The sequence below is a fragment of the Nocardioides sp. LML1-1-1.1 genome (assembly GCF_040676175.1).
Taxonomy (GTDB): domain Bacteria; phylum Actinomycetota; class Actinomycetes; order Propionibacteriales; family Nocardioidaceae; genus Nocardioides.
Map to the genome: position 1 here is coordinate 37,041 of NZ_JBEGHK010000006.1, position 24,155 is coordinate 61,195.

The 24,155-nt window shown below is 73.4% G+C and carries 26 protein-coding genes and 1 tRNA gene; 15 read left to right on the forward strand and 12 right to left on the reverse strand.

Annotated features, from left to right (window positions below; genetic code table 11):
• Positions 1-2: 2 nt before the first annotated feature.
• From MRBLML1_RS19315 to MRBLML1_RS19325, 3 genes are all read right to left on the reverse strand, one after another.
• Positions 3-1,013 (reverse strand): hypothetical protein, encoded by a 1,011-nt coding sequence (locus tag MRBLML1_RS19315; protein ID WP_364519061.1) that lies wholly within the window; start codon positions 1,011-1,013, stop codon positions 3-5.
• A gap of 98 nt (positions 1,014-1,111) precedes the next feature.
• Positions 1,112-1,185, reverse strand: a tRNA-Pro gene (locus tag MRBLML1_RS19320).
• Positions 1,186-1,266: 81 nt separating this feature from the next.
• Positions 1,267-2,199, reverse strand: a complete 933-nt coding sequence (locus tag MRBLML1_RS19325) for a metallophosphoesterase (RefSeq protein WP_364519063.1) — start codon at positions 2,197-2,199, stop codon at positions 1,267-1,269.
• A 36-nt stretch (positions 2,200-2,235) separates the two neighbouring features.
• Between MRBLML1_RS19325 and MRBLML1_RS19330 the strand changes: the two genes are divergently transcribed.
• Positions 2,236-2,694, forward strand: a complete 459-nt coding sequence (locus MRBLML1_RS19330) for a GatB/YqeY domain-containing protein (protein ID WP_364519065.1) — start codon at positions 2,236-2,238, stop codon at positions 2,692-2,694.
• A gap of 5 nt (positions 2,695-2,699) precedes the next feature.
• On the forward strand, positions 2,700-3,038 hold the full coding sequence (locus tag MRBLML1_RS19335) for a hypothetical protein (protein WP_364519067.1): 339 nt from the start codon (positions 2,700-2,702) through the stop codon (positions 3,036-3,038).
• On the opposite strand, the gene MRBLML1_RS19340 is transcribed toward MRBLML1_RS19335, so the two are convergent.
• Positions 3,035-5,380, reverse strand: coding sequence for a transglycosylase domain-containing protein (locus tag MRBLML1_RS19340; RefSeq protein WP_364519069.1), 2,346 nt, complete (start codon positions 5,378-5,380; stop codon positions 3,035-3,037). The two genes, MRBLML1_RS19335 and MRBLML1_RS19340, sit on opposite strands and share 4 nt — an antisense overlap.
• A 216-nt stretch (positions 5,381-5,596) precedes the next feature.
• Here MRBLML1_RS19340 and MRBLML1_RS19345 point away from each other — a divergent pair, with 216 nt between their 5' ends.
• On the forward strand, positions 5,597-5,878 hold the full coding sequence (locus MRBLML1_RS19345; RefSeq protein WP_364519071.1) for a WhiB family transcriptional regulator: 282 nt from the start codon (positions 5,597-5,599) through the stop codon (positions 5,876-5,878).
• Between the two features lie 15 nt (positions 5,879-5,893).
• Here MRBLML1_RS19345 and MRBLML1_RS19350 read toward each other — a convergent pair whose 3' ends face one another.
• From MRBLML1_RS19350 to MRBLML1_RS19380, 7 genes are all read right to left on the reverse strand, one after another.
• Positions 5,894-7,063 (reverse strand): ArsA family ATPase, encoded by a 1,170-nt coding sequence (locus MRBLML1_RS19350; protein ID WP_364519073.1) that lies wholly within the window; start codon positions 7,061-7,063, stop codon positions 5,894-5,896.
• Positions 7,060-8,058 carry an ArsA-related P-loop ATPase gene (locus MRBLML1_RS19355; RefSeq protein ID WP_364519075.1) on the reverse strand — a complete coding sequence of 333 codons (999 nt, stop codon included), beginning with the start codon at positions 8,056-8,058 and terminating at the stop codon, positions 7,060-7,062. The genes MRBLML1_RS19350 and MRBLML1_RS19355 overlap by 4 nt, the downstream gene beginning before the upstream one ends.
• A gap of 58 nt (positions 8,059-8,116) precedes the next feature.
• On the reverse strand, positions 8,117-10,543 hold the full coding sequence (locus tag MRBLML1_RS19360; protein WP_364519077.1) for an FtsX-like permease family protein: 2,427 nt from the start codon (positions 10,541-10,543) through the stop codon (positions 8,117-8,119).
• A complete protein-coding gene (locus MRBLML1_RS19365; RefSeq protein ID WP_364519079.1) occupies positions 10,543-11,316 on the reverse strand; it encodes an ABC transporter ATP-binding protein in 774 nt (257 codons plus the stop codon). The genes MRBLML1_RS19360 and MRBLML1_RS19365 overlap by 1 nt, the downstream gene beginning before the upstream one ends.
• A 78-nt stretch (positions 11,317-11,394) precedes the next feature.
• Positions 11,395-12,060 (reverse strand): response regulator transcription factor, encoded by a 666-nt coding sequence (locus MRBLML1_RS19370; protein ID WP_364519081.1) that lies wholly within the window; start codon positions 12,058-12,060, stop codon positions 11,395-11,397.
• Positions 12,057-13,217 (reverse strand): sensor histidine kinase, encoded by a 1,161-nt coding sequence (locus MRBLML1_RS19375; protein WP_364519083.1) that lies wholly within the window; start codon positions 13,215-13,217, stop codon positions 12,057-12,059. Before MRBLML1_RS19375 ends, MRBLML1_RS19370 begins: the two co-directional genes overlap by 4 nt.
• Positions 13,218-13,270: 53 nt before the next feature.
• Positions 13,271-13,681, reverse strand: coding sequence for a hypothetical protein (locus MRBLML1_RS19380; RefSeq protein ID WP_364519085.1), 411 nt, complete (start codon positions 13,679-13,681; stop codon positions 13,271-13,273).
• 77 nt (positions 13,682-13,758) lie between these two features.
• Here MRBLML1_RS19380 and MRBLML1_RS19385 point away from each other — a divergent pair, with 77 nt between their 5' ends.
• The 7 genes from MRBLML1_RS19385 (at position 13,759) to MRBLML1_RS19415 (ending at position 18,806) form a co-directional block, all read left to right on the forward strand.
• Positions 13,759-13,896 carry a hypothetical protein gene (locus MRBLML1_RS19385; protein WP_364519087.1) on the forward strand — a complete coding sequence of 46 codons (138 nt, stop codon included), beginning with the start codon at positions 13,759-13,761 and terminating at the stop codon, positions 13,894-13,896.
• Between the two features lie 35 nt (positions 13,897-13,931).
• Positions 13,932-14,087 carry a hypothetical protein gene (locus tag MRBLML1_RS19390; RefSeq protein WP_162851546.1) on the forward strand — a complete coding sequence of 52 codons (156 nt, stop codon included), beginning with the start codon at positions 13,932-13,934 and terminating at the stop codon, positions 14,085-14,087.
• Positions 14,088-14,090: 3 nt separating this feature from the next.
• Complete coding sequence (locus MRBLML1_RS19395) at positions 14,091-14,549, forward strand: RidA family protein (protein WP_364519090.1); 459 nt, start codon at positions 14,091-14,093, stop codon at positions 14,547-14,549.
• The gene (locus MRBLML1_RS19400) at positions 14,546-15,415 is read left to right on the forward strand and encodes an NUDIX hydrolase (protein ID WP_364519092.1); all 870 of its coding nucleotides are present in this window, start codon (positions 14,546-14,548) and stop codon (positions 15,413-15,415) included. The genes MRBLML1_RS19395 and MRBLML1_RS19400 overlap by 4 nt, the downstream gene beginning before the upstream one ends.
• Position 15,416: 1 nt before the next feature.
• Positions 15,417-16,235, forward strand: a complete 819-nt coding sequence (locus tag MRBLML1_RS19405; protein WP_364519094.1) for an MBL fold metallo-hydrolase — start codon at positions 15,417-15,419, stop codon at positions 16,233-16,235.
• Between the two features lie 144 nt (positions 16,236-16,379).
• A complete protein-coding gene (locus MRBLML1_RS19410) occupies positions 16,380-17,981 on the forward strand; it encodes a hypothetical protein (protein ID WP_364519096.1) in 1,602 nt (533 codons plus the stop codon).
• 69 nt (positions 17,982-18,050) lie between these two features.
• Positions 18,051-18,806: a helix-turn-helix transcriptional regulator gene (locus MRBLML1_RS19415; RefSeq protein WP_364519098.1), complete on the forward strand. Its 756-nt coding sequence runs from the start codon at positions 18,051-18,053 to the stop codon at positions 18,804-18,806.
• Positions 18,807-18,809: 3 nt separating this feature from the next.
• Here MRBLML1_RS19415 and MRBLML1_RS19420 read toward each other — a convergent pair whose 3' ends face one another.
• The gene (locus MRBLML1_RS19420; RefSeq protein ID WP_364519709.1) at positions 18,810-19,430 is read right to left on the reverse strand and encodes a Crp/Fnr family transcriptional regulator; all 621 of its coding nucleotides are present in this window, start codon (positions 19,428-19,430) and stop codon (positions 18,810-18,812) included.
• Between the two features lie 183 nt (positions 19,431-19,613).
• On the opposite strand from MRBLML1_RS19420, the gene nth reads away from it, so the two are divergent.
• Genes nth through MRBLML1_RS19445 form a run of 5 tightly spaced genes read left to right on the forward strand, consistent with a single transcriptional unit; the run spans position 19,614 to position 24,141 of the window.
• Complete coding sequence (nth, locus tag MRBLML1_RS19425; RefSeq protein WP_364519100.1) at positions 19,614-20,330, forward strand: endonuclease III; 717 nt, start codon at positions 19,614-19,616, stop codon at positions 20,328-20,330.
• Positions 20,330-20,944, forward strand: coding sequence for a TlpA family protein disulfide reductase (locus MRBLML1_RS19430; protein ID WP_364519102.1), 615 nt, complete (start codon positions 20,330-20,332; stop codon positions 20,942-20,944). Before nth ends, MRBLML1_RS19430 begins: the two co-directional genes overlap by 1 nt.
• Entirely contained in the window at positions 20,941-21,672 is a 732-nt protein-coding gene (locus MRBLML1_RS19435; protein WP_364519104.1) for an NUDIX hydrolase, read from the forward strand. Before MRBLML1_RS19430 ends, MRBLML1_RS19435 begins: the two co-directional genes overlap by 4 nt.
• Positions 21,669-22,853: a MarP family serine protease gene (locus tag MRBLML1_RS19440; protein ID WP_364519106.1), complete on the forward strand. Its 1,185-nt coding sequence runs from the start codon at positions 21,669-21,671 to the stop codon at positions 22,851-22,853. Before MRBLML1_RS19435 ends, MRBLML1_RS19440 begins: the two co-directional genes overlap by 4 nt.
• Before the next feature lie 25 nt (positions 22,854-22,878).
• On the forward strand, positions 22,879-24,141 hold the full coding sequence (locus MRBLML1_RS19445) for an acyl-CoA dehydrogenase family protein (RefSeq protein WP_364519108.1): 1,263 nt from the start codon (positions 22,879-22,881) through the stop codon (positions 24,139-24,141).
• Positions 24,142-24,155: the final 14 nt, after the last annotated feature.

Genomic DNA, 24,155 nt, shown 5'->3' on the forward strand with positions numbered 1-24,155 from the left:
GCTCAGGTGTCGACCGGTTCGACGAAGGTCTTGGTGACCCACACCGAGGCGAGGTAGCCCCCGATGCTCAGCGCCGGGATCACCACCAGCATCGACCAGTGGTCGAGGTAGTCGATGAGGAAGAGCAGCGCCACGACCGCCACCAGGCCGACCGCCAAGAAGCTGCTGCTGCCGGGATCGGGGATCTGGAAGGTCTTCAGCAGCTGGCTGCCCAGCAGCACGCACAGCGCGAACGTCGCGATCAGCAGCAGGAACCCGGGCCCGCCGCCGCACGACGAGGTCCCGCGCACGGCCTCGCAGCCGCGCAGCGAGAGCCAGGTCAGCACCACCATCGCCGCCCCGACGACGAGGCCGGTCAGCGCCGCGGCACGGTAGGCCGACAGCAGCGGCCCGCCCGTCGCGAGCGCCGCGATCTCGGCGTCCTCCAGGGCGCTCTGGCTGACGGGCTCGGGCTCGACCTCGACGGCCGTCGCGGTGGCGGTCGTGTCGGGCTCGGGCTTCGGCTTGGGAGCGGGCTTGGGGGCGGCCTTGGGCTTCGGGGCCGGGGCGGCGGCCACGGGCTCGGGGTCCGGTTCGGGCTCGGGTTCCGGCTCCGGTTCGGGCTCCGGTTCGGGCTCGGGCTCGGGCTCGGGCTCCGGCTCGGGCTCCGGCTCGGGCTCCGGCTCGGGCTCCGGCTCGGGCTCCGGCTCGGGCTCCGGCTCGGGCTCCGGCTCGGGCTCCGGCTCGGGCTCCGGCTCGGGCTCCGGCTCGGGCTCCGGCTCCGCGACCTCGGGCAGGACGACGGTCTCCTCGACCACCGGCTCCTCCACCTCGACGGTCTCGTCGACAACCGGTTCCTCGACCTCGACGGTCTCCTCGACCACGGGCTCCGGCTCGGGAGCCGGCACGGCCTTCTTCGCGGCAGGACGCTTCGCGGGCTCGGAGGCGCCGGCGGGAGCGGCCGGCTTCTTCTTCCGCCCGAACAGCTTGGGCGGCTCCAAGCTGAGCTTCAGCTTGTCCTGCTCGTCAGACATGGAGGAAGTGTGGCACGACCTGACAGCAGATCGGCTGCTGGTCAACTGGTGAAAAAAGACGAGCAGGCGGATCCCTGGGGGATCCGCCTGCTCCGCGGTCGGGCTGACAGGATTTGAACCTGCGGCCTCCTCGTCCCGAACGAGGCGCGCTACCAAGCTGCGCCACAGCCCGCCGGTCTCCGGCTCCCGGAGGAGCCAGCACCAGCAGTGGAGCATAGCCGAGGCCGCGGCCGGACCTGGAATCGGGGCGTGCTCAGCCGGACGGGAGCAGGGTGAGCAAGGTGGCCTCGGGCCGGCAGGCGATCCGGACCCGGGTGTACGGGTTGGTGCCGATGCCCGCCGAGACGTGCAGCCACGCGGAGCCGGGGTCGCCGGGACGCGAGTCGGCGGGGTGGCGGTGCAGTCCCCTGGCCCGGGCGGGGTCGAGGTCGCAGTTGGTGGCGTACGCACGCGAGCCACCCGGCCGGGGCAGCCGCACCTGGCCGCCGTGGGTGTGCCCGGCGACGATGGCGTCGTACCCGTCGGCGGCGAACTGGTCCAGCACCCGCAGGTACGGCGCGTGCGCCACGGCGAGCCGTACGTCGGCCCCCGGCTCGGCGGGACCGGCGACGGCGGGCAGGTCGTCGTAGGACAGGTGCGGGTCGTCGACGCCCGCGAAGGCGAGTGTCGTCTCGCCGACGGTGAGCGTGCTGCGGCGGTTGGTGAGGTCGAGCCAGCCGGCTGCGGTGAACCCGGCCGTGAGGTCGCGCCAGGGCAGCTGCGGGACGTGGGTGTGCCGGGTGCCGTCGTCGGGGAGCAGGTAGCCGATCGGGTTGCGCAGACCGGGCTCGAAGTAGTCGTTGGAGCCGTGCACGAACACCCCGGGCACGTCGAGCAGCCCGCCGAGGGAGTCGAGGACGACCGGCACCGCGCGCCGGTGCGAGAGGTTGTCGCCGGTGTCGATGACCAGGTCGGGCTCGAGCGCGGCCAGCGAGCGCAGCCACTCCTGCTTGCGGGTCTGCCCGGGGGTCATGTGGATGTCGCTGAGGTGGAGCACCCGCAGCGGCCGCATGCCGGCCGGCAGCACGCGCAGGTCGTGGCGGCGCAGGGTGTACTGGCGTGCCTCCCACAGCGCGTACGACGTCACGCCGGCCCCGGCGAGGCCGCCGAGCGCGGCGGTGCGGAGCAGCGGACGGAACAAACCCATTGCGTCAGTCTCACACCCGTTCGGCACAATCGAGGCATGAGCACCCTCAAGGACCGCCTGCGCAGCGACCTCACCGCCTCGATGAAGGCCCGCGACGAGGTCCGTTCCTCGACGCTGCGGATGATCCTGACCTCGCTGACCAACGCCGAGGTCGCCGGCACCACCGCCAAGGAGCTCACCGACGACGAGGTGCTCACCGTCCTGGCCACCGAGGCGAAGAAGCGTCGTGAGGCCGCGGTCGCCTTCGAGGACGGCAACCGGCCCGAGAGCGCCGCCAAGGAGCGCGCCGAGGCCGCGGTGATCCAGGACTACCTGCCCGCGCAGCTCGGCCCCGAGGAGATCGCCGCGATCGTCACCGCCGCGGTCGAGCAGGCCGGCGCCGCCGGTGCCGGTCCGAAGGCGATGGGCAAGGTGATGGGGATCGTCACCCCGCAGGTCAAGGGGCGCGCCGACGGTGCCGCCGTCGCGGCTGAGGTACGCCGCCAGCTGGGCTGAACGCGATGACGGTCGTAGGGCCGCAGCGGCGTCGTACGCCCGGGGTGGCGGCGATCCTCGCCCTCACCGCGGGGATCAACCTGCTGCTGGGCTACCTCAGCCTGCTGCCGGCGATGTATGCCTCCTACACGGTCAGCGACCTGTTCGGCGTCCCGCCCTACGTCTCCGATCCCGGTCTCGTCCGCGTGATCGGATTCCTCGGGATGGGGCTGATCGCCGGCGAGGTCGTCGCGGTCAACGCGCTCCTGCAGCGTTTCCTGCCTGGCCGGCCGTGGTGGATCTGGCCGGTCGCGCTGGCCGCCTACCCGTGGGCGTTCCTCGTCGAGATCTGGCCGCACCGCTAGCCGTTGCCCCGGCCGCCGTTCCCGTTCCCGTTGCCGCGGCCGGGCTTCTTCCCGTTGCCCTTCGGCTTGCCCTTCGCCTTCGGCGTGCCGTCGGAGAGGTAGAGCGTCACGGTGTCGCCGGCGCCGAGCCCGGTGCCCGCGGAGGGGTTGCTGTAGGAGACCAGGCCGCGGGCGTAGCCGGAGTCGACCATCGGGCCCCGGGCCACCTCGAAGCCGAGACCCTCCAGGGTCGCCTTCGCGTCGTCGTAGGACTTGCCGGCGACCGACGGCACCGGGACCAGCAGGCCGGCCACGTCGCTGGAGGAGGGGCGGACGAAGTCGTCGTCGGGCAGGTACTGCGCGACCGCCTTGAAGGTGTTGCCCCAGATCGGGCCGGCGGTCGTCGATCCGGAGGTCGAGCCGCGGACGTAGCCGCCGATCGACTTGCCGTCGAGGGTGTCCTGGTTGCCGTTCTTCTTCACGCCGGCGACGACCGAGGCGCCCGCCAGGTTGGGGGTGTAGCCGGAGAACCAGACGGACAGGTTGCCGTTCGTCGTACCGGTCTTGCCGGCCGCGGGCTGCCCCGGGTTGAGCGCGGCGCCGAAGCCGCCGGGCGCGATCACGCCGCGGAGCACGTCGTTGACCGCATCGGCGATCGGGCTGGCGATCACCTGCGAGCAGGACTTGTCGTAGGTCTTCAGGACGTTGCCGTCGGTGTCGGCGATCTCCGTCACGGGGCGGGCGGAGCAGTGGATGCCGCGGCCCGCGAAGGTGGCGTAGGCCTGGGCCATGTCGAGCGGGCTCACGTTGGCGACGCCGAGGGTGAAGGCGGGGATCTGCCAGTCCTTCGACAGGTCGATGCCCATCGCCCGGGCGAGCTTCCACGGCTCGCAGATGCCGGTCTCGCGCTCGAGGTTGACGAAGAAGGTGTTGACCGACTTCTGGGTGCCCTCGTAGAGGTTCGGGTTCGACGAGGAGCTGGTGGAGTTCTTCGGCTCCCAGACCTCGCCGCTCGGGTAGGAGCCGTCGCAGGTCTCGAACTCGTTCAGCGGGAAGTAACCGGGGTTCGGTGCCGGGAAGGTCCGCGTCAGCGGGATGCCCTCCTTGATCGCGGCGGCCAGGGTGAACGCCTTGAACGTCGAGCCGGGCTGGAAGCCGGCGGCGTCGCCGTACTTCTGCGGGACGGTGTAGTTGAGGAAGGTCTGGCCCTTCTTCGAGCCCATCGGCCGCGACTGGGCGAGCGCGCGGACGTTACCGGAGCGGGGCTCGACCAGCGCGATCGCACCGATCGCCGAGTCGTCCTTGTAGACCTGGCCGTCGACGCCCTCCTGCGCGGCGCGCTGGAAGCGCATGTCGATGGTGGTCTTGATCGTCAGGCCACCGTTGAAGATCAGCCGCTGGCGGTCGGCGGCGGTGGCGCCGAGGGCAGGGTCGGTCTTGAGCCAGCGCACGACGTAGTCGCAGAAGAACTGGGCACGGGAGTTGGCGCAGCCGTTGGGCTGCTCCTGCACCTTCAGGCCGAGCTTCATCGCCTTGGCCTGGGTGGCCTGGGCGTCGGTGATGACGTTGAGCTGCGCCATCCGGTTCAGCACGATGTCGCGGCGCACCTTGGCCTGCGGGGCGTTGCGCGTCGGGTTGTAGGCCTCGGGGCTCTGCACGAGACCGCCGAGCAGCGCGGCCTGGCGCAGGTCGAGGTCCTTGGCGTTGGTGCTGAAGTAGTGCTGCGCTGCGGCCTGCACGCCGTAGGCGCCGTCGCCGAAGTAGGCGGTGTTGAGGTAGCGCTCGAGGATCCAGTCCTTGGAGTGGCGCTTCTCCAGCGCGATCGCGTAGCGCAGCTCCTTGAGCTTGCGGCCGTAGGTGTCGTCGGTGGCGGCCTTGCGCTCGGCGTCGGTGTCGGCCTGGTTGAGCAGGGTCAGCTTGACCAGCTGCTGGGTGATCGAGGAGCCGCCCTGCGAGACACCGCCGGAGGCCTGGTTGGTCAGCAGCGCGCGCAGCGTGCCCTTCACGTCCAGCGCGCCGTGCTGGTAGAACCGGTAGTCCTCGATCGCGACGATGGCCTGGACCATGGTCCGCGAGATCTGGCGCAGCGGGACGTTGACCCGGTTCTGGTCGTAGAGGGTGGCGATGGTCTTGCCGGACTTGTCGAGGATCTCGGTGCGCTGCGGCAGCTGCTCGGTCTCGAGCTCCTGGGGCAGCGTCTCGACGGACTCGGCGACGTTGCGGGCGGTGAAGCCGGCGACCCCCGCGAACGGGATCGCCAGGCCGGACACCACGACGCCCAGCACGGCGGCGACCAGCAGCATGACGCCGAGGTGCGAGGCGATCTTGCCGGGCGGAAGGCCGTCGAACCGGGTGCGGGACATGGCGCCCAGGGTACGTGACCCCCTGGTGGGCACCAGATTCGCGATGGTCGGCCAGGGCCAGGCCTCACCGCGGGAGGTAGTCCGTTGTGACTACACAGGTTGGGCCCAATGAGCGGTGTTCGAAACCGTGCTCCGTCCTTTACTTTAGTCCGGTCGAGAAGACCACGCGCTGTGGGGGCGCTGGCTTCTCGGAGTGGGAACCACAAGGGGACGAACATGTGGGTTGACGACTGGGCGCCGCGCGCCGCGTGCCGTGAAGAGCAGCCGGACCAGCTCTTCGTGAGGGGCGCCGAGCAGAACAAGGCCAAGCAGGTGTGCAGCGGCTGTGCCGTGCGCACCGAGTGTCTCGCCGAGGCACTCGACAACCAGATCGAGTGGGGCGTCTGGGGCGGGATGACCGAGCGTGAGCGCCGGGCCCTGCTGCGACGCCGGCCGAGCGCCTCGTGGCGCAAGGTGCTCGAGGACGCGCGCGACCGTCAGGGCGCCGCGACCGTCTGAGCCCGGACGGCTCCCTCAGGAGCCGTCGGCCAGCAGCGTGCCGACCCGGCGCAGGCCGGTGAGGTCGTGCACGTCGCCCGCCAGGGCCGGTACGACGACCGTCGCCACCTGCGGGTGGGCGGTCGCGAACCGGCTCCTCAGCGTGCGCTCGCGCTGCACCATGCGGACCCGGTCCGCGTGCAGCCGCAGCAGCCCGGCGGCGACCGACGTCCCGTCCGTGCGGCGCAGCCGCTCGGCCGCGGTGGTGGCCTCCTCGGCGGACAGCGTGCCCGCGGGCTCCGGGCTGGCCCGGTTGACGACCAGCCCGGCCAGCGGCATGTCGTCCTCGCTGAGCCGCTCGACGAAGTACTCCGCCTCGCGCAGCGCGTCCGGCTCGGGCGCCGCCACGACGAGGAACGCCGTGCCGTCGGCCTTGAGCAGCGCGTATGTCTTCTGCGCGCGCTGGCGGAAGCCGCCGAAGACGGTGTCGAGCGCGGTGACGAAGGTCTGCAGGTCCTTGAGGAACTGCGCGCCGAGGATCTTGGTCAGCGAGTTCGTGATGATGCTCAGCCCCGCGGTCATCAGCTTCGCCGGGCCGCGCGCGGGGGTGAGCAGCAGCCGGACGAAGCGGCCGTCGAGGAAGCTGGAGAGCCGGTCCGGGGCGTCCAGGAAGTCGAGCGCGGAGCGCGACGGCGGGGTGTCGACCACGATCAGGTCGTAGGTGCCCGTCTCCTGCGCATCGCGATGGATCTGGCCGAGCTTCTCCATCGCCATGTACTCCTGCGTGCCCGCGAACGAGCTCGACAGCGCGATGTAGAACGGGTTGGCCAGGATCTGCTGCGCCTTCTCCGGGCTGGCCTGGGAGAGCACCACCTCGTCGAAGGTGCGCTTCATGTCGAGCATCATCGCGTCGAGGGTGCCTCCGCCCTCGACCCCGGTGACGGGCCGCGGGGTGTTGTCGAGCGCCTCGATGCCCATCGACTGCGCGAGTCGGCGGGCCGGGTCGATGGTGAGCACGACGACCTTGCGCCCGCGCTCGGCGGCCCGCAGCGCGAGCGCCGCGCTGGTCGTGGTCTTGCCGACGCCACCGGAGCCGCAGCACACGATGATCCCGGTGCCGGGGTCGTCGATCAGGGCGTCGACGTCGAGCGTCCCGGCGGGCTGCCCGCTCGTCGCGGGGCCGACGCGGCTGGTGCTGCGGTTCATGCCATGCCCTGCTCTCGGAGGAGTCCGGCGAGCTCGTAGAGCCCGCCGAGGTCGATGCCGCCCGCCATCTGCGGGAGCTCGTACGACGGCACGCCCAGGTCCGCCACGAGGGTGCGCTGCGAGTCCTCCAGCGCTCGCCGCTCGGCGTGGTCGGCGGCCTCCTGGAGCAACCCGTCGACCAGGTCCGGGGTGACCTCGATCCCTCCGGCGAGGAGGTCGGTCTCGAGCGCGGCCCGGTCCAGGGTGCCCGAGCGCGCGGCGGCGAGCTGGTCGGCGGACAGGTCGCGTGGGCGGACCAGGTTGACCACCACACCGCCCACCGGCAGGCCGATCGAGCGCAGCTCGGCGATCCCGTCGGCGGTCTCCTGCACGGGCATCTCCTCCAGCACGGTGACCAGGTGGACGGCGGTGCGGGGGGAGCGGAACAGGGTCATCATCGTGTCCGACTGCGCCTTGATCGGCCCGACCTTCGCCAGCCCGGCGAGCTCGTTGCTCACGTTGAGGAACTGGCTGATCCGGCCGGTCGGCGGTGCGTCGAGCACGACGGCGTCGTAGTCGATGGCGTTCTTGTTGCGGCTGTTGCGCTGCACGGCCTCGTAGACCTTGCCGGTGAGCAGCACGTCGCGCACGCCCGGCGCGATGGTGGTCGCGAACTCGATGACACCGAAGCGGTCGAGCGCCTTGCCGGCACGACCGAGGCGGTAGTACATCGCGAGGTACTCCAGCAGCGCCGACTCGGCGTCGATGTGCAGCGCGTGCACGATGCCGCGGCCGCCGTCGGCGTCGGGGAGACCGGTGGTGAGGCGGCGCTCCTGGTAGGGCAGCGGCTCCACGTCGAACATGCGGGCGATGCCCTGCCGGCCCTCGACCTCGCAGAGCAGCACGTTCTTGCCCTTCGTGGCGAGGGCGAGCGCGAGCGCGGAGGCCACCGTCGACTTCCCGGTGCCTCCTTTGCCCGTGACCACGTGCAGGCGGACCTTCCCCCAGTCACTCATCCGGGCAGCGTAGCGAGCGGCCGGTTCCCCCGAGCAGGGAACCGGCCGCTCGCCCGTCTCACTCCAGGGCCAGGCCCGCGGCCGGGGCGACCTTCGCCGCCCGCCGCGAGGGCAGCACGGCGGCGGCCAGCCCCGCCACCACGGCGGCGCACACCACGGCGAGCAGCTCGGCCCAGGGCAGCACCAGGCCGGCGCCGTCGACAGCCGGCTCCACCAGCGCCCGTACGCCGGCCCAGGCGAAGGTCACGCCCAGCGTGGTCCCGAGCAGGGTGGCCACCAGGGCGAGCAGGACGGCCTCGGTGGCGAGCATCCGTCGTACCTGGCGCCGGGTGAGGCCGAGCGCCCGCAGCAGGGCGTGCTCGCGGCCGCGCTCCAGCACGGACAGACCGAGGGTGTTGGCGATGCCGACGAGCGCGATGACCACCGCGATGCCGAGCAGGCCGACGACCCCGCCGGTGAGCACGTCGAGCTGGAGGTCGACGTAGGCCCGCTGGGCGAGGCCGTTCTCGACCCCGGCGTCGACCGGGGAACCGATCGCCTCCAGCGAGCCGGCCAGGTCCTCGGGGTCGGCGCCGTCCTCCGCGCGCACCCAGACCGCGTGCACACCGGTCTCCGGTGCCAGCCGGGCGAGGGTGGCGGGCGCGACCAGGGCGGCGTCGCCCCAGCCCTCGCCACCGACGACGCGCAGCCGCTCGGTCCGGTCGCCGACGGTGACCGCGACCCGGTCGCCCACCTCGATGCCGTCGCCGAGCGCGTCCCACGGCAGCACCACCTGGCGTGGGCGCGGCGTGGGGAGCGAGCCGTGCAGCACCCCGCCCTCGTCGGCGGGTACGGCGAGCACGGGCAACGGGTCCAGCCCCGGCACCCGCGCGGTGGCGCCACCGACCGGGGTCGCCGCGGCCACACCGGGCACGGCCCGCACCTGCTCCACGACGTCCGCCGGCAGCGCACGCGCGCCGCTGGTGAGGGCGAGGTCGACCGGGTGCTGGTCGTCCATCTCGTCGGCGAGGGCGGAGCGGGAGCTGGCCAGCCCGGTGAGCACGGCGGTGGTGAGGGTGACCCCGACCAGCAGCGAGGCGGTGGTCGCGGCGGTGCGGCGCGGGTTGCGGACCGCGTTGCCGGCGGCGAGCCGCCCCGAAGGCCCGAGCAGCCGCCCGGCCGCGCGGCCGGCGACGCCGATCAGCGCGGGCACGACGACCGGGCCGAGCAGGAGCACGCCGAGGAACACGGCGGTGCCGCCGGCCACCAGCGCGGGCGGGGCCGCGGTCGCGATGGCGAGGGCCAGCGCCGCCGTACCGGCACCGAGCAGGAGGACGCCGAGCGCGATCCGCAGGCGGCCGGTGGTGGTGCGCACCCGGGTGCTGTCGTCGGGGCGCAGCGCGGCGAGCGGGCTGACCTGGACGACCCGGCGGGTGGGCAGCCAGGCGGCGACGAGGGTGACGCCGATCGCGAGCACGGCGGCGGCCAGCAGCCACGCGGGGCCGATGTGCGCGTCGCCGAGCCGGGCGCCCGGCCACTGCGCGTGGATCAGCGCGACCAGGCCGTAGCCCGCGCCGAGGCCCGCGGCGATCCCGAGCACGGCGGCGAGGACGCCGAGTGCCAGCGACTCCACCCGCACCGAGCGGACCACCTGGCGGCGGGTCGCGCCGACGCACCGCAGCAGCGCGAAGTCCCGGCTGCGCTGGGCGAAGAGGATCGTGAAGGTGTTGTTGATGACCAGCACCGCGACGAGCAGGGCCACCGTCGTGAACAGCAGCACGATGATCGCGATCACGTCCACGCCGTTGTTGACCTCGCGCTGGAGGTCCTGGACGAAGGCGTCGACGGTGGTCGGATCGGCGCTCGGTACGACGTCCCGCATCGCCGTCACGGCCGCGTCGTGCCCGCCGCCGCTCCACGCCACGCTGCTGACGTAGAGGCTGTCCTCCCAGCGGCGCAGGTCCGGCCACAGCAGGTAGACCGAGGACACGGCGTGGTTCGAGGGCGAGTCGGCGAGGCCGACGACGCGGACGTCGAGGGCCCGGGTGCCGGTGCCGATCCGCAGCCGGTCGCCGATCGCGATGTCGTCGGCCTTGGCGGCGTTCGCGTCCACGAGCGCCTCGCCGGGGCCGCCGGGGAAGCGGCCGGCGGCCAGGTCCTGCCAGCGGTGGGCCGGCTGGTCCGGCACCTGGCCGATGTCGGCGTCGCTGGTGACGACACGGCCCTCGCGGCTGAGCTGCTGCATGGTCCAGCCGATCAGCCACGCGTCGGCGTCCTTGCCGGGTGCGGCGGCGAGGAGCTTCGAGGCGTCCGCGGCGGAGGGGCGGTCGAGCACGGCGTCGGCGCCGTCGTAGGGGTCGGCGAGGCCGGTGGTCAGCCCGTCGCGGACCGAGGACGAGAGCGCCGCGGTGACCAGCACCAGCACGACGCCGACGACGATGGCGAGCAGCGCCGCGCCGTACCGGCGGGTGTGGGTGCGCAGCGAGGCGAGCAGGACGGTGCGCATCAGGCGCCCACCACGCTGAGGGCGGCGACCAGGTCGTCGCGGCTCGGGGCGGTGAGCCGCGCGGTGATCCGGCCGTCGGCCAGCACGACCACGTCGTCGGCGTACCGCGCGGCCTCGAGCTCGTGGGTCACCATCACCACGGTCTGGCCCAGCTCACGGACCGAGTGGCGCAGGAAGGAGAGCACCTCGGCGGAGGAGGTGCTGTCGAGGTTGCCGGTGGGCTCGTCGGCGAACACGATGGCCGGCTCGGAGACGAGGGCGCGGGCGATCGCGACCCGCTGCTGCTGGCCGCCGGAGAGCTCGGCCGGGCGGTGGCCGAGCCGGTCCTCCAGGCCGAGGGTGCGCACGATCCGCTCAAAGCGGGGGCGCAGCGGCGCCTGGGGGCGGCCGGCGAGCTCGGTCGGCAGCCAGATGTTCTGCCCCGCGGTCAGCATCGGCAGCAGGTTGAAGGCCTGGAAGACGAAGCCGACGTGGTCGCGGCGGAAGCGGGTCAGGGTGTCGTCGTCCATCTCCTCCAGGGCCTGCCCGGCGACGGCGACCGTGCCCGCGGTGGGCTGGTCGAGGCCGGCGAGGCAGTGCATGAGGGTGGACTTGCCGGACCCGGACGGGCCCATGATCGCGGTGAACCGGCCGGCCGGCAGGTCCAGGTCGACCCCGCGCAGGGCGTGCACGAGGGTGTCCTCGCGGCCGTAGGCGCGGGTCAGGCCGCGAGCGCTGGCGGCGAGGGCGGAGGCGGGCGGGGCGGGCGGGGGAGAGGTCTGCGTCGAGGACATGCTCCGAGCCTCGCCGGGATCGGTGCCCCGATCGTCAGGCTCCGGGTTGATCCGGCCGTACGACGACGGGTGGACCGGTCAGGCCCGGACCAGCCCGGTGTCGTAGGCCAGCACCACGAGCTGGACCCGGTCGCGGGACCCGGTCTTGGCGAGCAGCCGCCCGACGTGGGTCTTCACGGTCGCCTCCGAGACCACGAACTCGGCCGCGATCTCGGAGTTGGACAGCCCGCGGCCGACCAGCACCAGCGTCTCCCGCTCACGGTCGGTGAGCACGGCCAGCCGGTCGTCCGGGGCCGGCGAGGCCGGGTCGGGCAGCGCGGTGGCGAAGTGCTCCAGCAGCCGGCGGGTGGTGCTGGGCGCGACGACGGAGTCGCCGGCGTGCACGGTGCGGATCGCGCCGAGCAGGGTCTCCGGCGTCGCGTCCTTGAGCAGGAACGCCGCCGCCCCGGCGCGGATCGCGCCCAGCGCGTGCTCGTCGAGGTCGAAGGTGGTGAGCACGACGACCTGGGGCGCGCCCTCGCGCTCGGTCAGCCGTCGGGTCGCCTCGACGCCGTCGAGGCGGGGCATCCGCACGTCCATCAGCACCACGTCGCAGGCCGTCACGGCCAGTCGCTCCAGCGCCTCGCCGCCGTCGCCGGCCTCGCCCACGACGGTGAGGTCGGGCTGGCTGTCGATGAGCATGCGGAAGCCCGCGCGGACCAGCTCCTGGTCGTCGACGAGGAACACCCGGATCGGATCGCTCACCAGGGGATCCTCGCGCACACGGCGAAACCGCCGCCCGGTGCGGGTCCCGCGGTCAGGGTGCCGCCGTGCGCGGCGACCCGCTCGCGCATCCCGGTCAGGCCGAGCCCGCGGCCGTCGTCGGCCGCTGCCGCGCCGCGGCCGTCGTCGCGCACCTCCACCCGCAGCGCCCCCGCGTCGGGCGCCAGCAGCACGTGGGCGGTGGCGGGCCCCGCGTGCTTGCGGACGTTGGTGAGCGCCTCCTGCACGATCCGGTACGCCGTCAGGGCCACCCCGTCCGGCACGACGCTCGCCTCGCCGGGGAGCTCGGCGACCACCGTCGTCCCGGCGGCGCGTGCCTCGTCGAGGAGCGCCGCCAGGTCGGAGAGCCGTGGCTGCGGCGCCTGCGGCCCCGGCTCCTCGGAGCGGAGCACCCCGAGCATCCCGCGCAGCTCGGCGAGCGCCTCCCGTCCGGTCGCCGCGATCGTGCCCAGCGCGGGCGCGGTGACCGTCGGATCGTGCGCCGCCGCGGCCCGGGCGCCGTCGGCCTGGACCACCATCGTGGTCAGGCTGTGCGCGACGACGTCGTGCATCTCCCGGGCGATCCGGTGCCGCTCCTCGATCGCCGCCAGGGCGGCCTGCTGGGCGGACTCGCGCTCCAGCCGCTCGCCGCGCTCGACCAGCGCGTCGACGTATGCCTGCCGGGTGCGGCCGAGGGTGCCGAGCGCCCAGGCCACGACGACGAAGAGGGCGATGGTGATGAAGTAGGCGGTGACGTCCTGCGCATGGCTCTCGCTGCTGTAGATCCGCTTCACCCAGTCGCCAGCCGCGACCCCCGCGCCCAGCATGCCGACCGCGAGCGCGCCGAGCGACCAGGCGGTGGTCGAGAAACGGGCCACGGAGTACGTCGCGACGGGGAAGGCGAGCTGGCTCCACAGCGGGTAGTCGGTGACCAGGACCTGGGCGGCGCTGGCGGCGGCGACCGCCGCGAAGACCGGCACCGGGTGGCGGCGGCGCCACGCCAGCGGCGCGATCTGGGCGAGCATGACCAGGCCGTCGGGCACCTCGGCGTAGATCAGGAACGCCGGGACGGGCAGCAGGAGGAACAGGGTGAGCCCGACGTCGAACCACCGTTCGCCGCGGGGCCCGAGGCGCCACGGCTGCCGGTCCTGACGGGTCACCGCACCACCGTAGAGGTCGCACCGGGCGCGGACGTCAGACCACGGGTGGACTCTCAGGTCAGCTTGTCGGCCAGCACGACCCAGGTGAAGAAGGCGATCCCGAGCAGCATCCCGACATGGCCGAGGATCGACAGCGCCGGCCCCTCGGCCCAGCTGTCGCCCGTCGTGTCGGCCGCGTGCCTGCCGGCGCCGGACATCCAGCGGGCCAGGATGAGCAGCCCGATCGCGACCTCCAGCCACCAGGCGACCAGTGCCGCCGCGCCGACCCCACCCGAGGGATCGGTGAGGTAGACGATCCACACGACCAGCGCGACGACGCCGACGACCGTGTGCGCGTTCACGACCCGCAGCGGTACGACGGCGTGCCCGGACTGGCTCTGCTCCGAGGACAGCCGCATCCGGGTCAGCAGGACGACGACCGCCGCCAGCCCGGTGAGCATCCACACGGCGTTCTCGAGGTTCACGGCCGCATCGTCCCACAGGTGTGACCCACGCCACACCGGTGGCGCGTACGCTGGGACCACCCGGAGAGGAGCCCGTCATGGCCGAACGATTCCGTCACCTGCCCCCGCCGCCCGACCCGGCCGCGCTGCGCACCAGCCAGGACGTCGACCCCACGCCACCGGAGGAGGCTGACGAGTACCGGGAGCTGCTCTGGGTCGTCAACCGCTACGGCTGACCCGGCTCCCGAGCGCCCTGAGTAGGGTGCAGAGCATGACCAAGTGGGAGTACCAGGTGGCGCCCGTCCTCAACCACGTCGCGGCGCAGATCCTCAACAACTTCGGCCAGGACGGGTGGGAGCTCGTCACCCTGGTGCCCGGCCAGGGCGGCAACGACATCGCCTACTTCAAGCGCCCGGCCGAGGGCTGAGCGGTGACCCCCGAGGAGCGGCTCGCCGAGCTCGGGCTGAGCGTCCCGGAGGTGGTGCCGCCGGTGGCGGCCTACCTGCCCGCGGTGCGCAGCGGCGACCACGTCTACACCGCCGGCCAGATCCCGATGCGCGACGGCACGCTCGTGGCCACCGGCAAGGTGGGCGACGGCACGACGCCCGAGGCGGCCACCGAGGCCGCCCGCCAGTGCGCGCTCAACGCGATCGCCGCGATCCGCTCGGTGACCGGCACCCTGGAGCACGTGCGGATCGTCAAGGTCGGCGTGTTCGTCGCCTCCAGCCCGGACTTCACCGGCCAGCCGTCCGTCGCCAACGGCGCCTCCGAGCTGTTCGGCCAGGTCTTCGGCGACGCCGGCGTCCACGCCCGCTCGGCGGTCGGGGTGGCGGCGCTGCCGCTCGACTCCACCGTCGAGGTCGAGGTGGTCGCGGAAGTGCTCGCGTGAGGATCCCGCTGCCGCCGGTGCCACTGCCCGCGGCGCTCGCCGACGTCGCACGGGAGTACGCCGACGGCACCCGCCAGGAGGCCGAGCCGCGCAACGCGGCGACCGTCGTCCTGCAGCGGGCCGGTGCCGACGGGTCGCCCGAGGTCTACCTGCTGCGGCGCCAGGTGACGATGGACTTCGCCGGGGGCATGTGCGTCTTCCCCGGCGGCGGGGTGGACCCGCGCGACTTCGACCACCAGGTCGGCTGGGCCGGCCCGACGCCGGCGGAGTGGGCCGCGCGGCTGGGCACCGAGGAGGACCTCGCCCGGGCGCTGGTGTGCGCCGCGGTGCGCGAGACCTTCGAGGAGTCCGGCGTGCTGCTGGCCGGTGCCTCCGCCGACGACGTCGTCGCCGACACCACCGGCGAGGACTGGGAGGCCGACCGGGTCGCCCTGGAGTCGCGCGAGCTGTCGCTGACCGACTTCCTGGACCGGCGCGGACTGGTGCTGCGCACCGACCTGCTCGGCATCTGGAGCGGCTGGCTGACCCCGGTCTTCGAGCCCAAGCGCTACCGGACCTGGTTCTTCGTCGCCCAGCTGCCGGAGGGACAGATCACCCGCGACGTCTCGACCGAGTCCTCGGAGGTGGTCTGGCTGCCCGCCCTGGCGGCCGCCGACCAGGCCGACGCGGGGACGCTGGCGATGCTCCCTCCGACGTACCTGACCTGCCTGGAGATCGGCACCCTCGGCACGGTCGAGGCGGTCCTGGCGACCGCGACCGAGCGCTCGGTGGAGATGTTCATGCCCGAGGTCGAGCCGCTCGGTGACGGGTTCACGCTCTCGCTGCCGGACGCGCTGCGACCGCTGGTCGCCCAGCGGAGGGGCTGACGTGGAGCCCTGGCACGGCGGTGGGTACGGCGAGCGCGGGCGCTGCGTGCTGGCGCCCAACCCCGGTCTGATGACCCTCGACGGCACCAACACCTGGATCCTGCGCGAGCCCGGCGCGGAGCGGTCGATCGTGGTCGACCCGGGCCCGTTGGACGAGGGCCACCTCGACGCCGTGGCCGCGGTCGCGGGCACGGTCGACCAGGTCGTGGTGACCCACCACCACCTCGACCACACCGAGGCGGCGCGCTCCTTCGCGGAGCGGATGGGCTGCGGCGTCCGCGGTCTCGACCCGGCGCAGTGCTGGCGCGCGGACCCGTTGCGCGACGGCGAGACGCTGTCCGTGGGCGGCCTCGACGTGGAGGTGCTGACCACGCCCGGGCACACCAGCGACTCGATCTCGCTGCTGGTGGAGGCCGACGGCGCGCTGCTGACCGGCGACATGGTCCTCGGCCGCGGTACGACGGTGATCGCCCACCCCGACGGCGACCTCGGCTCCTACTTCGACTCGATCGCCCGCATGCGCGCGGTCGTCGCCGACGGCCGGGCGACCTCGCTGTGGCCCGCACACGGACCGGTGCTGCCCGACGGCGCCGCCGTGCTCGACCACTACGTGGTGCACCGGCGCGAGCGGCTGGCCCAGGTCGAGACCGCCCTCGGCGCGCTGGGCCTCTCGGCCGGACAGCTCCCGCCCGACGTCGCGGAGGACCCCGAGCTGCCCCGCCGTGTCGTCGAGGTCGTCTACGCCGACGTGGACGAGTCGCTGTGGGGCGCGGCCGAGTGGTCGGTGCGCGCTCAGCTCGCCTACCTCGCCTCCCGCTGATCCGAGGGTTGCGGCCCAAGGTAAAGCCCTTCGCGTTTCCCGGATTTCTGGTGAGGGTTCCGCTTCAGTGGGCGGATGCTCCCCCCACGCAGAACCCGATCGCTGTCCCTTGCCCTGGCTGCGGCCGTCACCCTCCTCGGGACGATGACCACCGCGCCCGCGTTCGCCGATGACGCCGCCCCGGCGCCGGAGACGCCCGCCGAGACCGCCGCCCCGGCCCCCGAGCCGGAGCCCGCCCCGGCACCCGAGCCCGCTCCCGAGCCGGAGCCGGAGCCCGCCCCGGAGCCGAAGCCGGAGCCCGCCCCGGAGCCGAAGCCGGAGCCCGCCCCGGAGCCGAAGCCCGAGCCCGCTCCCGACGCCGCCCCCGAGCCGGCGTCCGAGCCCGCCCCGGAGGCGGAGCTGGAAGCCGCGCCGATCAAGAAGTCGCCGACCCCGCAGGCCGCCGTCGGCCCGGTCGTGGTCTCGGGCGAGTCCGCGATCGTGGCGGAGGCGACCAGCGCGGCAGGTGCCCTCGTGCCGATCAGCTTCTCGATCAGCGGCGGCTGGAGCACCAGCCCGGTCGTGGCCCGCGCGTGCGCGATCAGCAGCACCTACGTCGACACGCTGGCTGAGTTCTTCACCCTCGACCTGCTCGGCGCCGGCCTCGGCACGACCTTCTCGGCGAGCCGCCAGCTGCCGGTCGGGACCTACTACGGCGCCTGCATGTGGGCGCCGTTCTCGCTGGCGAACCTCCTGCAGTACAAGCTGCACCGGTTCACCATCGAGGTGACCGACCCGCTGCCGACGATCACCGTCCCGGCCGGCATCACCACCCCGGCCACCGACTCCGCCGGCGCCCCGGTCACCTTCGACGTCACCGCCCACGACGTCATCGACGGTGACCTCGCGCCCACCTGCGACGCGACCTCGGGCGCCACCTTCCCGATCGGTACGACGACCGTCAGCTGCTCCGCCACCAACTCCCGTGACGTCCTCGCCAGCGACACCTTCGACGTCACCGTCACGGCCCCGCTGCCGAGCGTCACCGTGCCGACCAGCGCGACCGCGGAGGCGACCGGCCCCGACGGCGCGGTCGTCGACTTCTCCGTGTCGGGGCTGGACTTCGTCGGCACTGCGCTGACCCCGGTCTGCCGCCTCGGCAACGGCGAGGGCGCGGAGGTCGTCTCCGGGGCGACCTTCCCGCTGGGTGACACCGAGGTGCGCTGCACCGTCACCGACGAGTGGGGCGGCCAGGCCTCGGAGTCCTTCGTGGTCGGCGTCGTCGACACCACCGGCCCGGTCATCACCGTGCCGGAGGGCATCACCGTCGACGCGACCGGGCCCGAGGGGGCCACGGTCGAGTTCGAGGCGAGCGCGCACGACGCCGTCGTCGGCGACGTACCGGTCACCTGCGACCCGGCCTCCGGCAGCACCTTCTCGCTCGGCGAGACCGAGGTCCGCTGCACCGCGACCGACGAGCGGGCCCCGCTGCGCCTGCGCGGCGTCAGGGCCGCTCGGGCGACCGTCAACGCGGCGACGTTCACCGTCACCGTGACCGAGCCCGCGACGACGCCGGGAGAGGTGCCGGGCGACGTGGGTGGCGAGGACGAGGGCGTCACCGACGTCCCCGGCGAGGTCGGCGGGGTGCAGGCCACCGCGTCCGCCCTGCCCGACACCGGTGCCCCGTCCACGACCGGGCCGCTGCTGCTCGCCCTGCTCCTGCTCGGGGCCGGTGGCGCGCTGGTCCTGCGTCGCGGCAGGGCCTGATCGGTGGCGGCGGGGACATGACGTCGGAGGTCATGTCCCCGCCGCCTGCCGGTGGTTAGCGTGGCGCTCGTGAACGCGACCGCCGGTGTCCTCCTCCGCGAGTGGCGGCAGCGCCGCCACCTCTCCCAGCTCGAGCTCGCCAGCCGTGCCGACGTCTCCACCCGGCACCTGAGCTACATCGAGACCGGTCGCTCCCGCCCCACGAGCGCCATGGTGATGCGCCTGTGCGACCACCTGGAGGTCCCGCTGCGCGAGCAGAACTCGGTCCTCCTGGCGGCCGGCCACGCGCCCGCCCACCCCGAGCACCGGCTCACCGACCCGCCGATGGCGGAGGCCAACGCCGCGCTGGAGACGATCCTGCGCGGCCACCTGCCCTACCCGGCGCTCGTCGTCGACCGGCACTGGGAGCTGGTCGCGGCCAACGACGCCGCCTACGCCTTCCTCGACGGCATCGACGCCGACCTGCTGGAGCCGCCGGTCAACGTGGTCCGGCTCTCGGTGCACCCGCGCGGGCTCGGCGGGCGGATCGTCAACCTCGCCGAGTGGCGCAGCCACCTCGCCGAGCGCCTGCGCCACGAGCACGACGCGAGCGGCGACCCCGAGCTGGCGGCCCTCCTCGCCGAGGTGAGCGCCGGCGGGGTCGCCCCGGTCGTGTCGTCCGCGCTCGTCGTACCGATGGAGATCCGGGTGGCCGACGGCACCGTGCTGTCGTTCATCTCCACGACCACCGTCTTCGGCACGCCCCGCGAGGTGACGCTGAGCGAGCTGGCGATCGAGGCGTTCTACCCGGCCGACGAGGCGACGCGGGCCTACCTCAACAGGTAGCGGTCAGCGGGCGCGCCGCGACATCCGCTCCATGTCGAGGATGACGACCGAGCGCGGCTCCAGGCGCAGCCAGCCGCGCGAGGCGAAGTCGGCGAGGGCCTTGTTGACCGTCTCGCGGGAGGCGCCGACCAGCTGGGCGAGCTCCTCCTGGGTGAGGTCGTGGTGCACGTGGACGCCGTCGTCGGCGGTGCGGCCGAAGCGGTCGGCGAGGTCGAGCAGCGCCTTGGCGACGCGGCCGGGGACGTCGGAGAACACCAGGTCGGCGACGACGTCGTTGGCCTTGCGCAGCCGGCCGGCGAGCTGGGTGAGCAGGCCGCGGGCCACGACGGGGCGGCCCTCCAGCCAGCGCAGCAGGTCCTCGTGCGACAGCGAGGCGAACTCGGCGTCGGTGACCGCGGTGACCGTGGCCGAGCGCGGGCCGGGGTCGAAGAGCGAGAGCTCACCGAACATCTGGCCGGGGCCCATGATCGCCAGCAGGTTCTCCCGGCCGTCGGAGGACGTGCGGCCGAGCTTCACCTTGCCCTCGAGCACGACGAACAGCTTGTCGCCGCTGTCGCCCTCGTGGAAGAGCACCTCTCCCCGGCGCAGCCGCGTGGTCGCCAACGACGTGCGCAGCGCTGCCATGGCCTCGTCGTCGAGGGCACTGAACAGTGGCGCCTGACGGAGTACGTCGTTGTCCACGCTTCCTCCAAAGTCACATGAAACCCGGTCTGCGGCATCCTATCCAGTGCGGCATGTCACACCTAGCCAACGCGCGGGGTCAACATGCGCTGCCGGGCTGTCGGAGGCACGACGTAGGCTGCACCCGTGCGGCCGATCGACACCACTGACGAGACGTCGACCCAGCTGGTGCGGCGGGCCCGCAAGATCGACCGGGTGCTCGCGGAGACCTATCCCGACGCCAAGGCCGAGCTCGACTTCGACGACGCCTTCCAGTGCCTCGTCGTCACCGTGCTGTCGGCGCAGACCACCGACAAGCGGGTCAACGCCGTGCGCCCGATCCTGTTCGCCGCCTACCCGGACCCGGCGGCGATGGCCGCGGCCGACCGGGCCCACCTGGAGCAGATCGTCGGCCCGCTCGGCTTCTTCCGGGCCAAGACCGAGTCGCTGCTCAAGCTGGGTGCCGCCCTCGTCGAGCGCTACGACGGCCAGGTGCCCGCCCGGCTCGAGGACCTGGTGACGCTGCCGGGCGTGGGCCGCAAGACCGCCAACGTGGTGCTGGGCAACGCCTTCGACATCCCCGGCATCACCGTCGACACCCACTTCGGCCGGCTCGCGCGCCGGCTCGGCTGGACCGACCTCGAGGACCCGGTCAAGGTCGAGCACGCGGTCGGCGCGCTCTTCCCGAAGCGGGACTGGACGATGCTCAGCCACCACCTGATCTGGCACGGCCGGCGCCGCTGCCACGCGAAGAAGCCCGCGTGCGGTGCCTGCCCGGTGGCGCGGTGGTGCCCGTCGTACGGCCTCGGGCCGACGGACCCGGTCGAGGCGGAGAAGCTCGTCCGCACGGAGGGCCCCAACTGATGCTCGGTGCCCGGGCCGCCGCGCTGGCGGCGATCGCGGTCCTGCTCACCGCCTGCGACAGCAGCAGCGGCGCGCTGGCCTGCAAGGTCGACGTCGACACCCCGCAGCTGGTGCGGGACCGCGAGGCCGCGGGGATCGCCGACTGCACCGAGATCCCGACCGAGAAGGGCGCCTCGCAGCTGCCCGACGTGCGGCTGCACTGCCTCGGCGGCACGTCGAGCGTGTCGCTGGCGGACGTGAAGGGCCCGGCGATCGTGAACTTCTGGTCCACCACCTGCGTCGCCTGCCTCAAGGAGATGCCGGTGCTGCAGCAGTTCCACGAGCAGTACGGCGACCAGGTGGCCATGATCGGCGTCAACTTCCTCGACACCTACCCCGGCGCCGCGATCGACTTCGCCCGGATGAAGAAGGTCACCTACCCCTCGGCCGCCGACGCCTGCGGTGACCTGCAGGGCAGCGACCTGGTGCTGACCGGGCTGCCGCAGTTCGTCTTCGTCAAGGCCGACGGCGAGGCGCAGCAGGTCGCCGGCGGGATCACCTCGCTCGACAAGATCGTGACGCTGGCCGAGCAGCAGCTCGGCATCGACCTGCCGGCCCCGAAGGCGGCGTCGTGAGCGACGTGCCCGCCACGTTGCCGGCGGACCTCCCCGACTGGTTGCGCGAGGTCGTCGACGGCGCCCGCGCGATCGAGGGTGGCGACCTGAGCGCGTTCCTGCCGCCCGCCGACCGGGAGGTGCGTCGCGGCGCGGTCCTGATGCTCTTCGGCGAGCGCGACGTGCTGCTCACCGAGCGGGCCCACGACATGCGCTCCCACCCGGGGCAGGTCTCCTTCCCCGGCGGCAGCATCGACCCGGGGGAGACGCCGGTCGAGGCCGCGCTGCGCGAGGCCCAGGAGGAGATCGGCGTCGACCCGGCGGGGGTGGAGGTCGTCGGCCGCCTGCCGGAGCTGTGGCTGCCGCCGTCGAACTTCGCGGTGACCCCGATCCTCGGCTGGTGGCGCGAGCCGGGTCCGATCCGGGTCGCCTCGCCCGAGGAGGTGCACGCGATCCACCGGGTGCCGCTGACCGAGCTCTTCGACCCCGAGCACCGGATCCAGGTCCGTCACCCCGGCGGCTGGATGGGCCCGGGCTTCCTGATCGGGCCCGAGAAGGACGTCATCCTGTGGGGCTTCACGGGCGGGATCCTGACCCGTTTCTTCGACTTCCTCGGGTGGCTCCCCCCGGTCACGGACCCGCCGGTGCATGATCTCCCCGACTACATGCTCGCCGAGTACGTCCGCCGGACGACCGCACCGAGCGCGGACGGGGACGACGGCATGGACCTCCTGGAGCCGAACGAGTGAACGTCCTCGACTGGCTGCTCATCCTCCTGGTGCTCGCCTACGCCCTCTCCGGCTACTGGCAGGGCTTCGTCACCGGCGCCTTCGCCACGGCCGGCCTGCTCATCGGCGGGCTGGCCGGCATCTTCCTCGCGCCGGTGCTGCTGAGCCGCTTCGACCCCTCGCTCGCGGTCTCGCTCGGTGCGCTCTTCGTCGTCATCCTGTGCGCCTCGCTGGGCCAGGCCCTGCTCCAGTACGCCGGCGCCCGGGTCCGCGAGCGGATCACCTGGCAGCCCGCCCGGGCCCTCGACGCGGTCGGCGGGGCGCTGCTGAGCGCGCTCGCGGTGCTGCTGGTCGCCTGGGCGCTGGGCGTCGCGATCAGCGGCACCCGGATCGGCTCGGTCACCTCGCTGGTGCGCTCCTCCACCGTGCTCGGCAAGGTCAACGACGTGCTCCCGGAGTCGGCGCCGAACGCGCTGGAGGCCTTCAACAACGTCGTCGGCACGGGCTTCTTCCCGCGCTACCTCGAGCCCTTCGCGCCCGAGCAGATCGTGGAGGTCGCCCCGGGGCCGACCGGCCTGCCGCGCACGGCCGCCATCCGCGCCGTACGCCCCAGCGTGGTGAAGATCCGCGGCGGCAACAAGTGCGGCCGCGGGGTCGAGGGCACCGGCTTCGTCTTCGCGCGCAACCGGGTGATGACCAACGCCCACGTCGTGGCGGGCGTGGAGGACCCCGAGGTGAGCATCGGTGGCGGCACCGAGCTGGCCCGGGTGGTGCTCTACGACCGCGAGCTCGACATCGCCGTCCTCGCCGTCGACACCGGCGACGCGCCGGTGCTGAAGTTCGACGAGCGCACCGATGCCGAGGACCCGGTCGCCATCGTGGGCTACCCGCAGGACGGTCCCTTCGACGTGCAGACCGGCCGGGTCCGCGCGGTGCAGAACCTGCGTTCCCCCGACATCTACGGCGACGGCACGGTCGTGCGCGAGGTGTTCTCCCTGCGCGGCCTGGTCCGCCCCGGCAACTCCGGCGGCCCGATCGTCACCCCGCAGGGCAAGGTCGCCGGTGTCGTCTTCGCCGCGTCCGTCACCGACCGGGACACCGGTTACGCGCTCACCGCCGAGCAGGTCGCGTCCAGCGCGGAGAAGGGCAGCGCGCCGGAGACCGAGGGCCGCGAGGCCGACACGGGCAACTGCGCGGCCTGAGCGGACGGTGCGCCATAGTGGCCCCATGACCGGCACGTCGATGTACCCCGCGTACGCCGCCCCCAGCGAGCGGGCTGTCCGGCTCTTCGAGGAGATGAAGCGCTTCCTCGCCGAGGAGGTCTTCCCGGCCGAGGAGTCCTACGCGCGCTACCGCGAGGAGCAGGGCCCCCAGGACCACACCGTGCCTCCCGTGGTGGAGGAGCTGAAGGCCAAGGCGCGCGAGCGCGGGCTGTGGAACCTCTTCCTGCCGAGCGAGGCGGGGCTGACCCAGCTGGAGTACGCCACGATCGCGGAGCTCTCCGGGTGGAGCCTGGAGATCGCGCCGGAGGCGATCAACTGCCAGGCGCCGGACACCGGGAACATGGAGCTGCTGCACCTCGTCGGCACCGAGGCCCAGCAGGAGCGCTGGTTGAAGCCGTTGCTGGACGGGCGGATCCGCTCGGCGTTCGCGATGACCGAGCCCGCCGTCGCGAGCAGCGACGCCACCAACATCACCACCCGGATCGAGCGCGACGGCGACGAGTACGTCCTCAACGGCCGCAAGTGGTGGATCACCGGTGCCGCGGACCCGCGCTGCGAGGTGCTCATCGTGATGGGCAAGACCGACCCGACCGCGGCCACGCACCGCCAGCAGTCGATGGTGATCGTGCCCGTCGACACCCCGGGGGTGGAGGTCCGGCGGTCCTACCCGGTCTTCGGCCACCAGGACCAGCACGGCCACTGCGTCATCGAGCTCACCGACGCCCGGGTCCCCCTGAGCAACCTGCTCGGTGAGGAGGGCGGCGGCTTCGCGGCGGCCCAGATGCGCCTGGGCCCGGGCCGGATCCACCACGTGATGCGGGCGCTCGGCGCCGGCGAGCGGGCGCTGGCCATGATGGTCGAGCGGGCCCGGACGCGTACGGCGTTCGGCGGGCTGCTCGCCGAGCAGTCGGCCGTGCGGGAGAAGATCGCCGAGTCCCGGGTCGAGCTCGACCAGGCCCGCGCGCTGTGCCACCTCGCCGCGCACACCGTCGACGCTGAGGGCAACAAGGCCGCCCGCCACCTCATTGCCGCCGCCAAGGTCGCCGTCCCGCGGGCGGTGCTGTCGGTGATCGACCGCGCCATCCAGCTGCACGGCGCGGCCGGCATCAGCGACGCGACGCCGCTCGCCGCACTGTGGGGCTGGCACCGCGCGATGCGGATCTTCGACGGCCCCGACGAGGCGCACCTGACCACGCTCGGCCGCGCCGAGCTGACCCGGGAGCCGCTCTTCGCGCTGCCCGCCTCCCTCCACGACCAGTTCCGCTGAGCCGAAAGAGTCCT

Bases quoted from the DNA above. Each gene is read 5' to 3' on its own strand.
- MRBLML1_RS19315 (WP_364519061.1), bottom strand. From the start codon at position 1,013: ATGTCTGACGAGCAGGACAAGCTGAAGCTCAGCTTGGAGCCGCCCAAG.
- MRBLML1_RS19325 (WP_364519063.1), bottom strand. From the start codon at position 2,199: ATGGGTTTGTTCCGTCCGCTGCTCCGCACCGCCGCGCTCGGCGGCCTC.
- MRBLML1_RS19330 (WP_364519065.1), top strand. From the start codon at position 2,236: ATGAGCACCCTCAAGGACCGCCTGCGCAGCGACCTCACCGCCTCGATG.
- MRBLML1_RS19335 (WP_364519067.1), top strand. From the start codon at position 2,700: ATGACGGTCGTAGGGCCGCAGCGGCGTCGTACGCCCGGGGTGGCGGCG.
- MRBLML1_RS19340 (WP_364519069.1), bottom strand. From the start codon at position 5,380: ATGTCCCGCACCCGGTTCGACGGCCTTCCGCCCGGCAAGATCGCCTCG.
- MRBLML1_RS19345 (WP_364519071.1), top strand. From the start codon at position 5,597: ATGTGGGTTGACGACTGGGCGCCGCGCGCCGCGTGCCGTGAAGAGCAG.
- MRBLML1_RS19350 (WP_364519073.1), bottom strand. From the start codon at position 7,063: ATGAACCGCAGCACCAGCCGCGTCGGCCCCGCGACGAGCGGGCAGCCC.
- MRBLML1_RS19355 (WP_364519075.1), bottom strand. From the start codon at position 8,058: ATGAGTGACTGGGGGAAGGTCCGCCTGCACGTGGTCACGGGCAAAGGA.
- MRBLML1_RS19360 (WP_364519077.1), bottom strand. From the start codon at position 10,543: ATGCGCACCGTCCTGCTCGCCTCGCTGCGCACCCACACCCGCCGGTAC.
- MRBLML1_RS19365 (WP_364519079.1), bottom strand. From the start codon at position 11,316: ATGTCCTCGACGCAGACCTCTCCCCCGCCCGCCCCGCCCGCCTCCGCC.
- MRBLML1_RS19385 (WP_364519087.1), top strand. From the start codon at position 13,759: ATGGCCGAACGATTCCGTCACCTGCCCCCGCCGCCCGACCCGGCCGCG.
- MRBLML1_RS19390 (WP_162851546.1), top strand. From the start codon at position 13,932: ATGACCAAGTGGGAGTACCAGGTGGCGCCCGTCCTCAACCACGTCGCG.
- MRBLML1_RS19410 (WP_364519096.1), top strand. From the start codon at position 16,380: ATGACCACCGCGCCCGCGTTCGCCGATGACGCCGCCCCGGCGCCGGAG.
- MRBLML1_RS19420 (WP_364519709.1), bottom strand. From the start codon at position 19,430: ATGGCAGCGCTGCGCACGTCGTTGGCGACCACGCGGCTGCGCCGGGGA.
- MRBLML1_RS19430 (WP_364519102.1), top strand. From the start codon at position 20,330: ATGCTCGGTGCCCGGGCCGCCGCGCTGGCGGCGATCGCGGTCCTGCTC.
- MRBLML1_RS19445 (WP_364519108.1), top strand. From the start codon at position 22,879: ATGACCGGCACGTCGATGTACCCCGCGTACGCCGCCCCCAGCGAGCGG.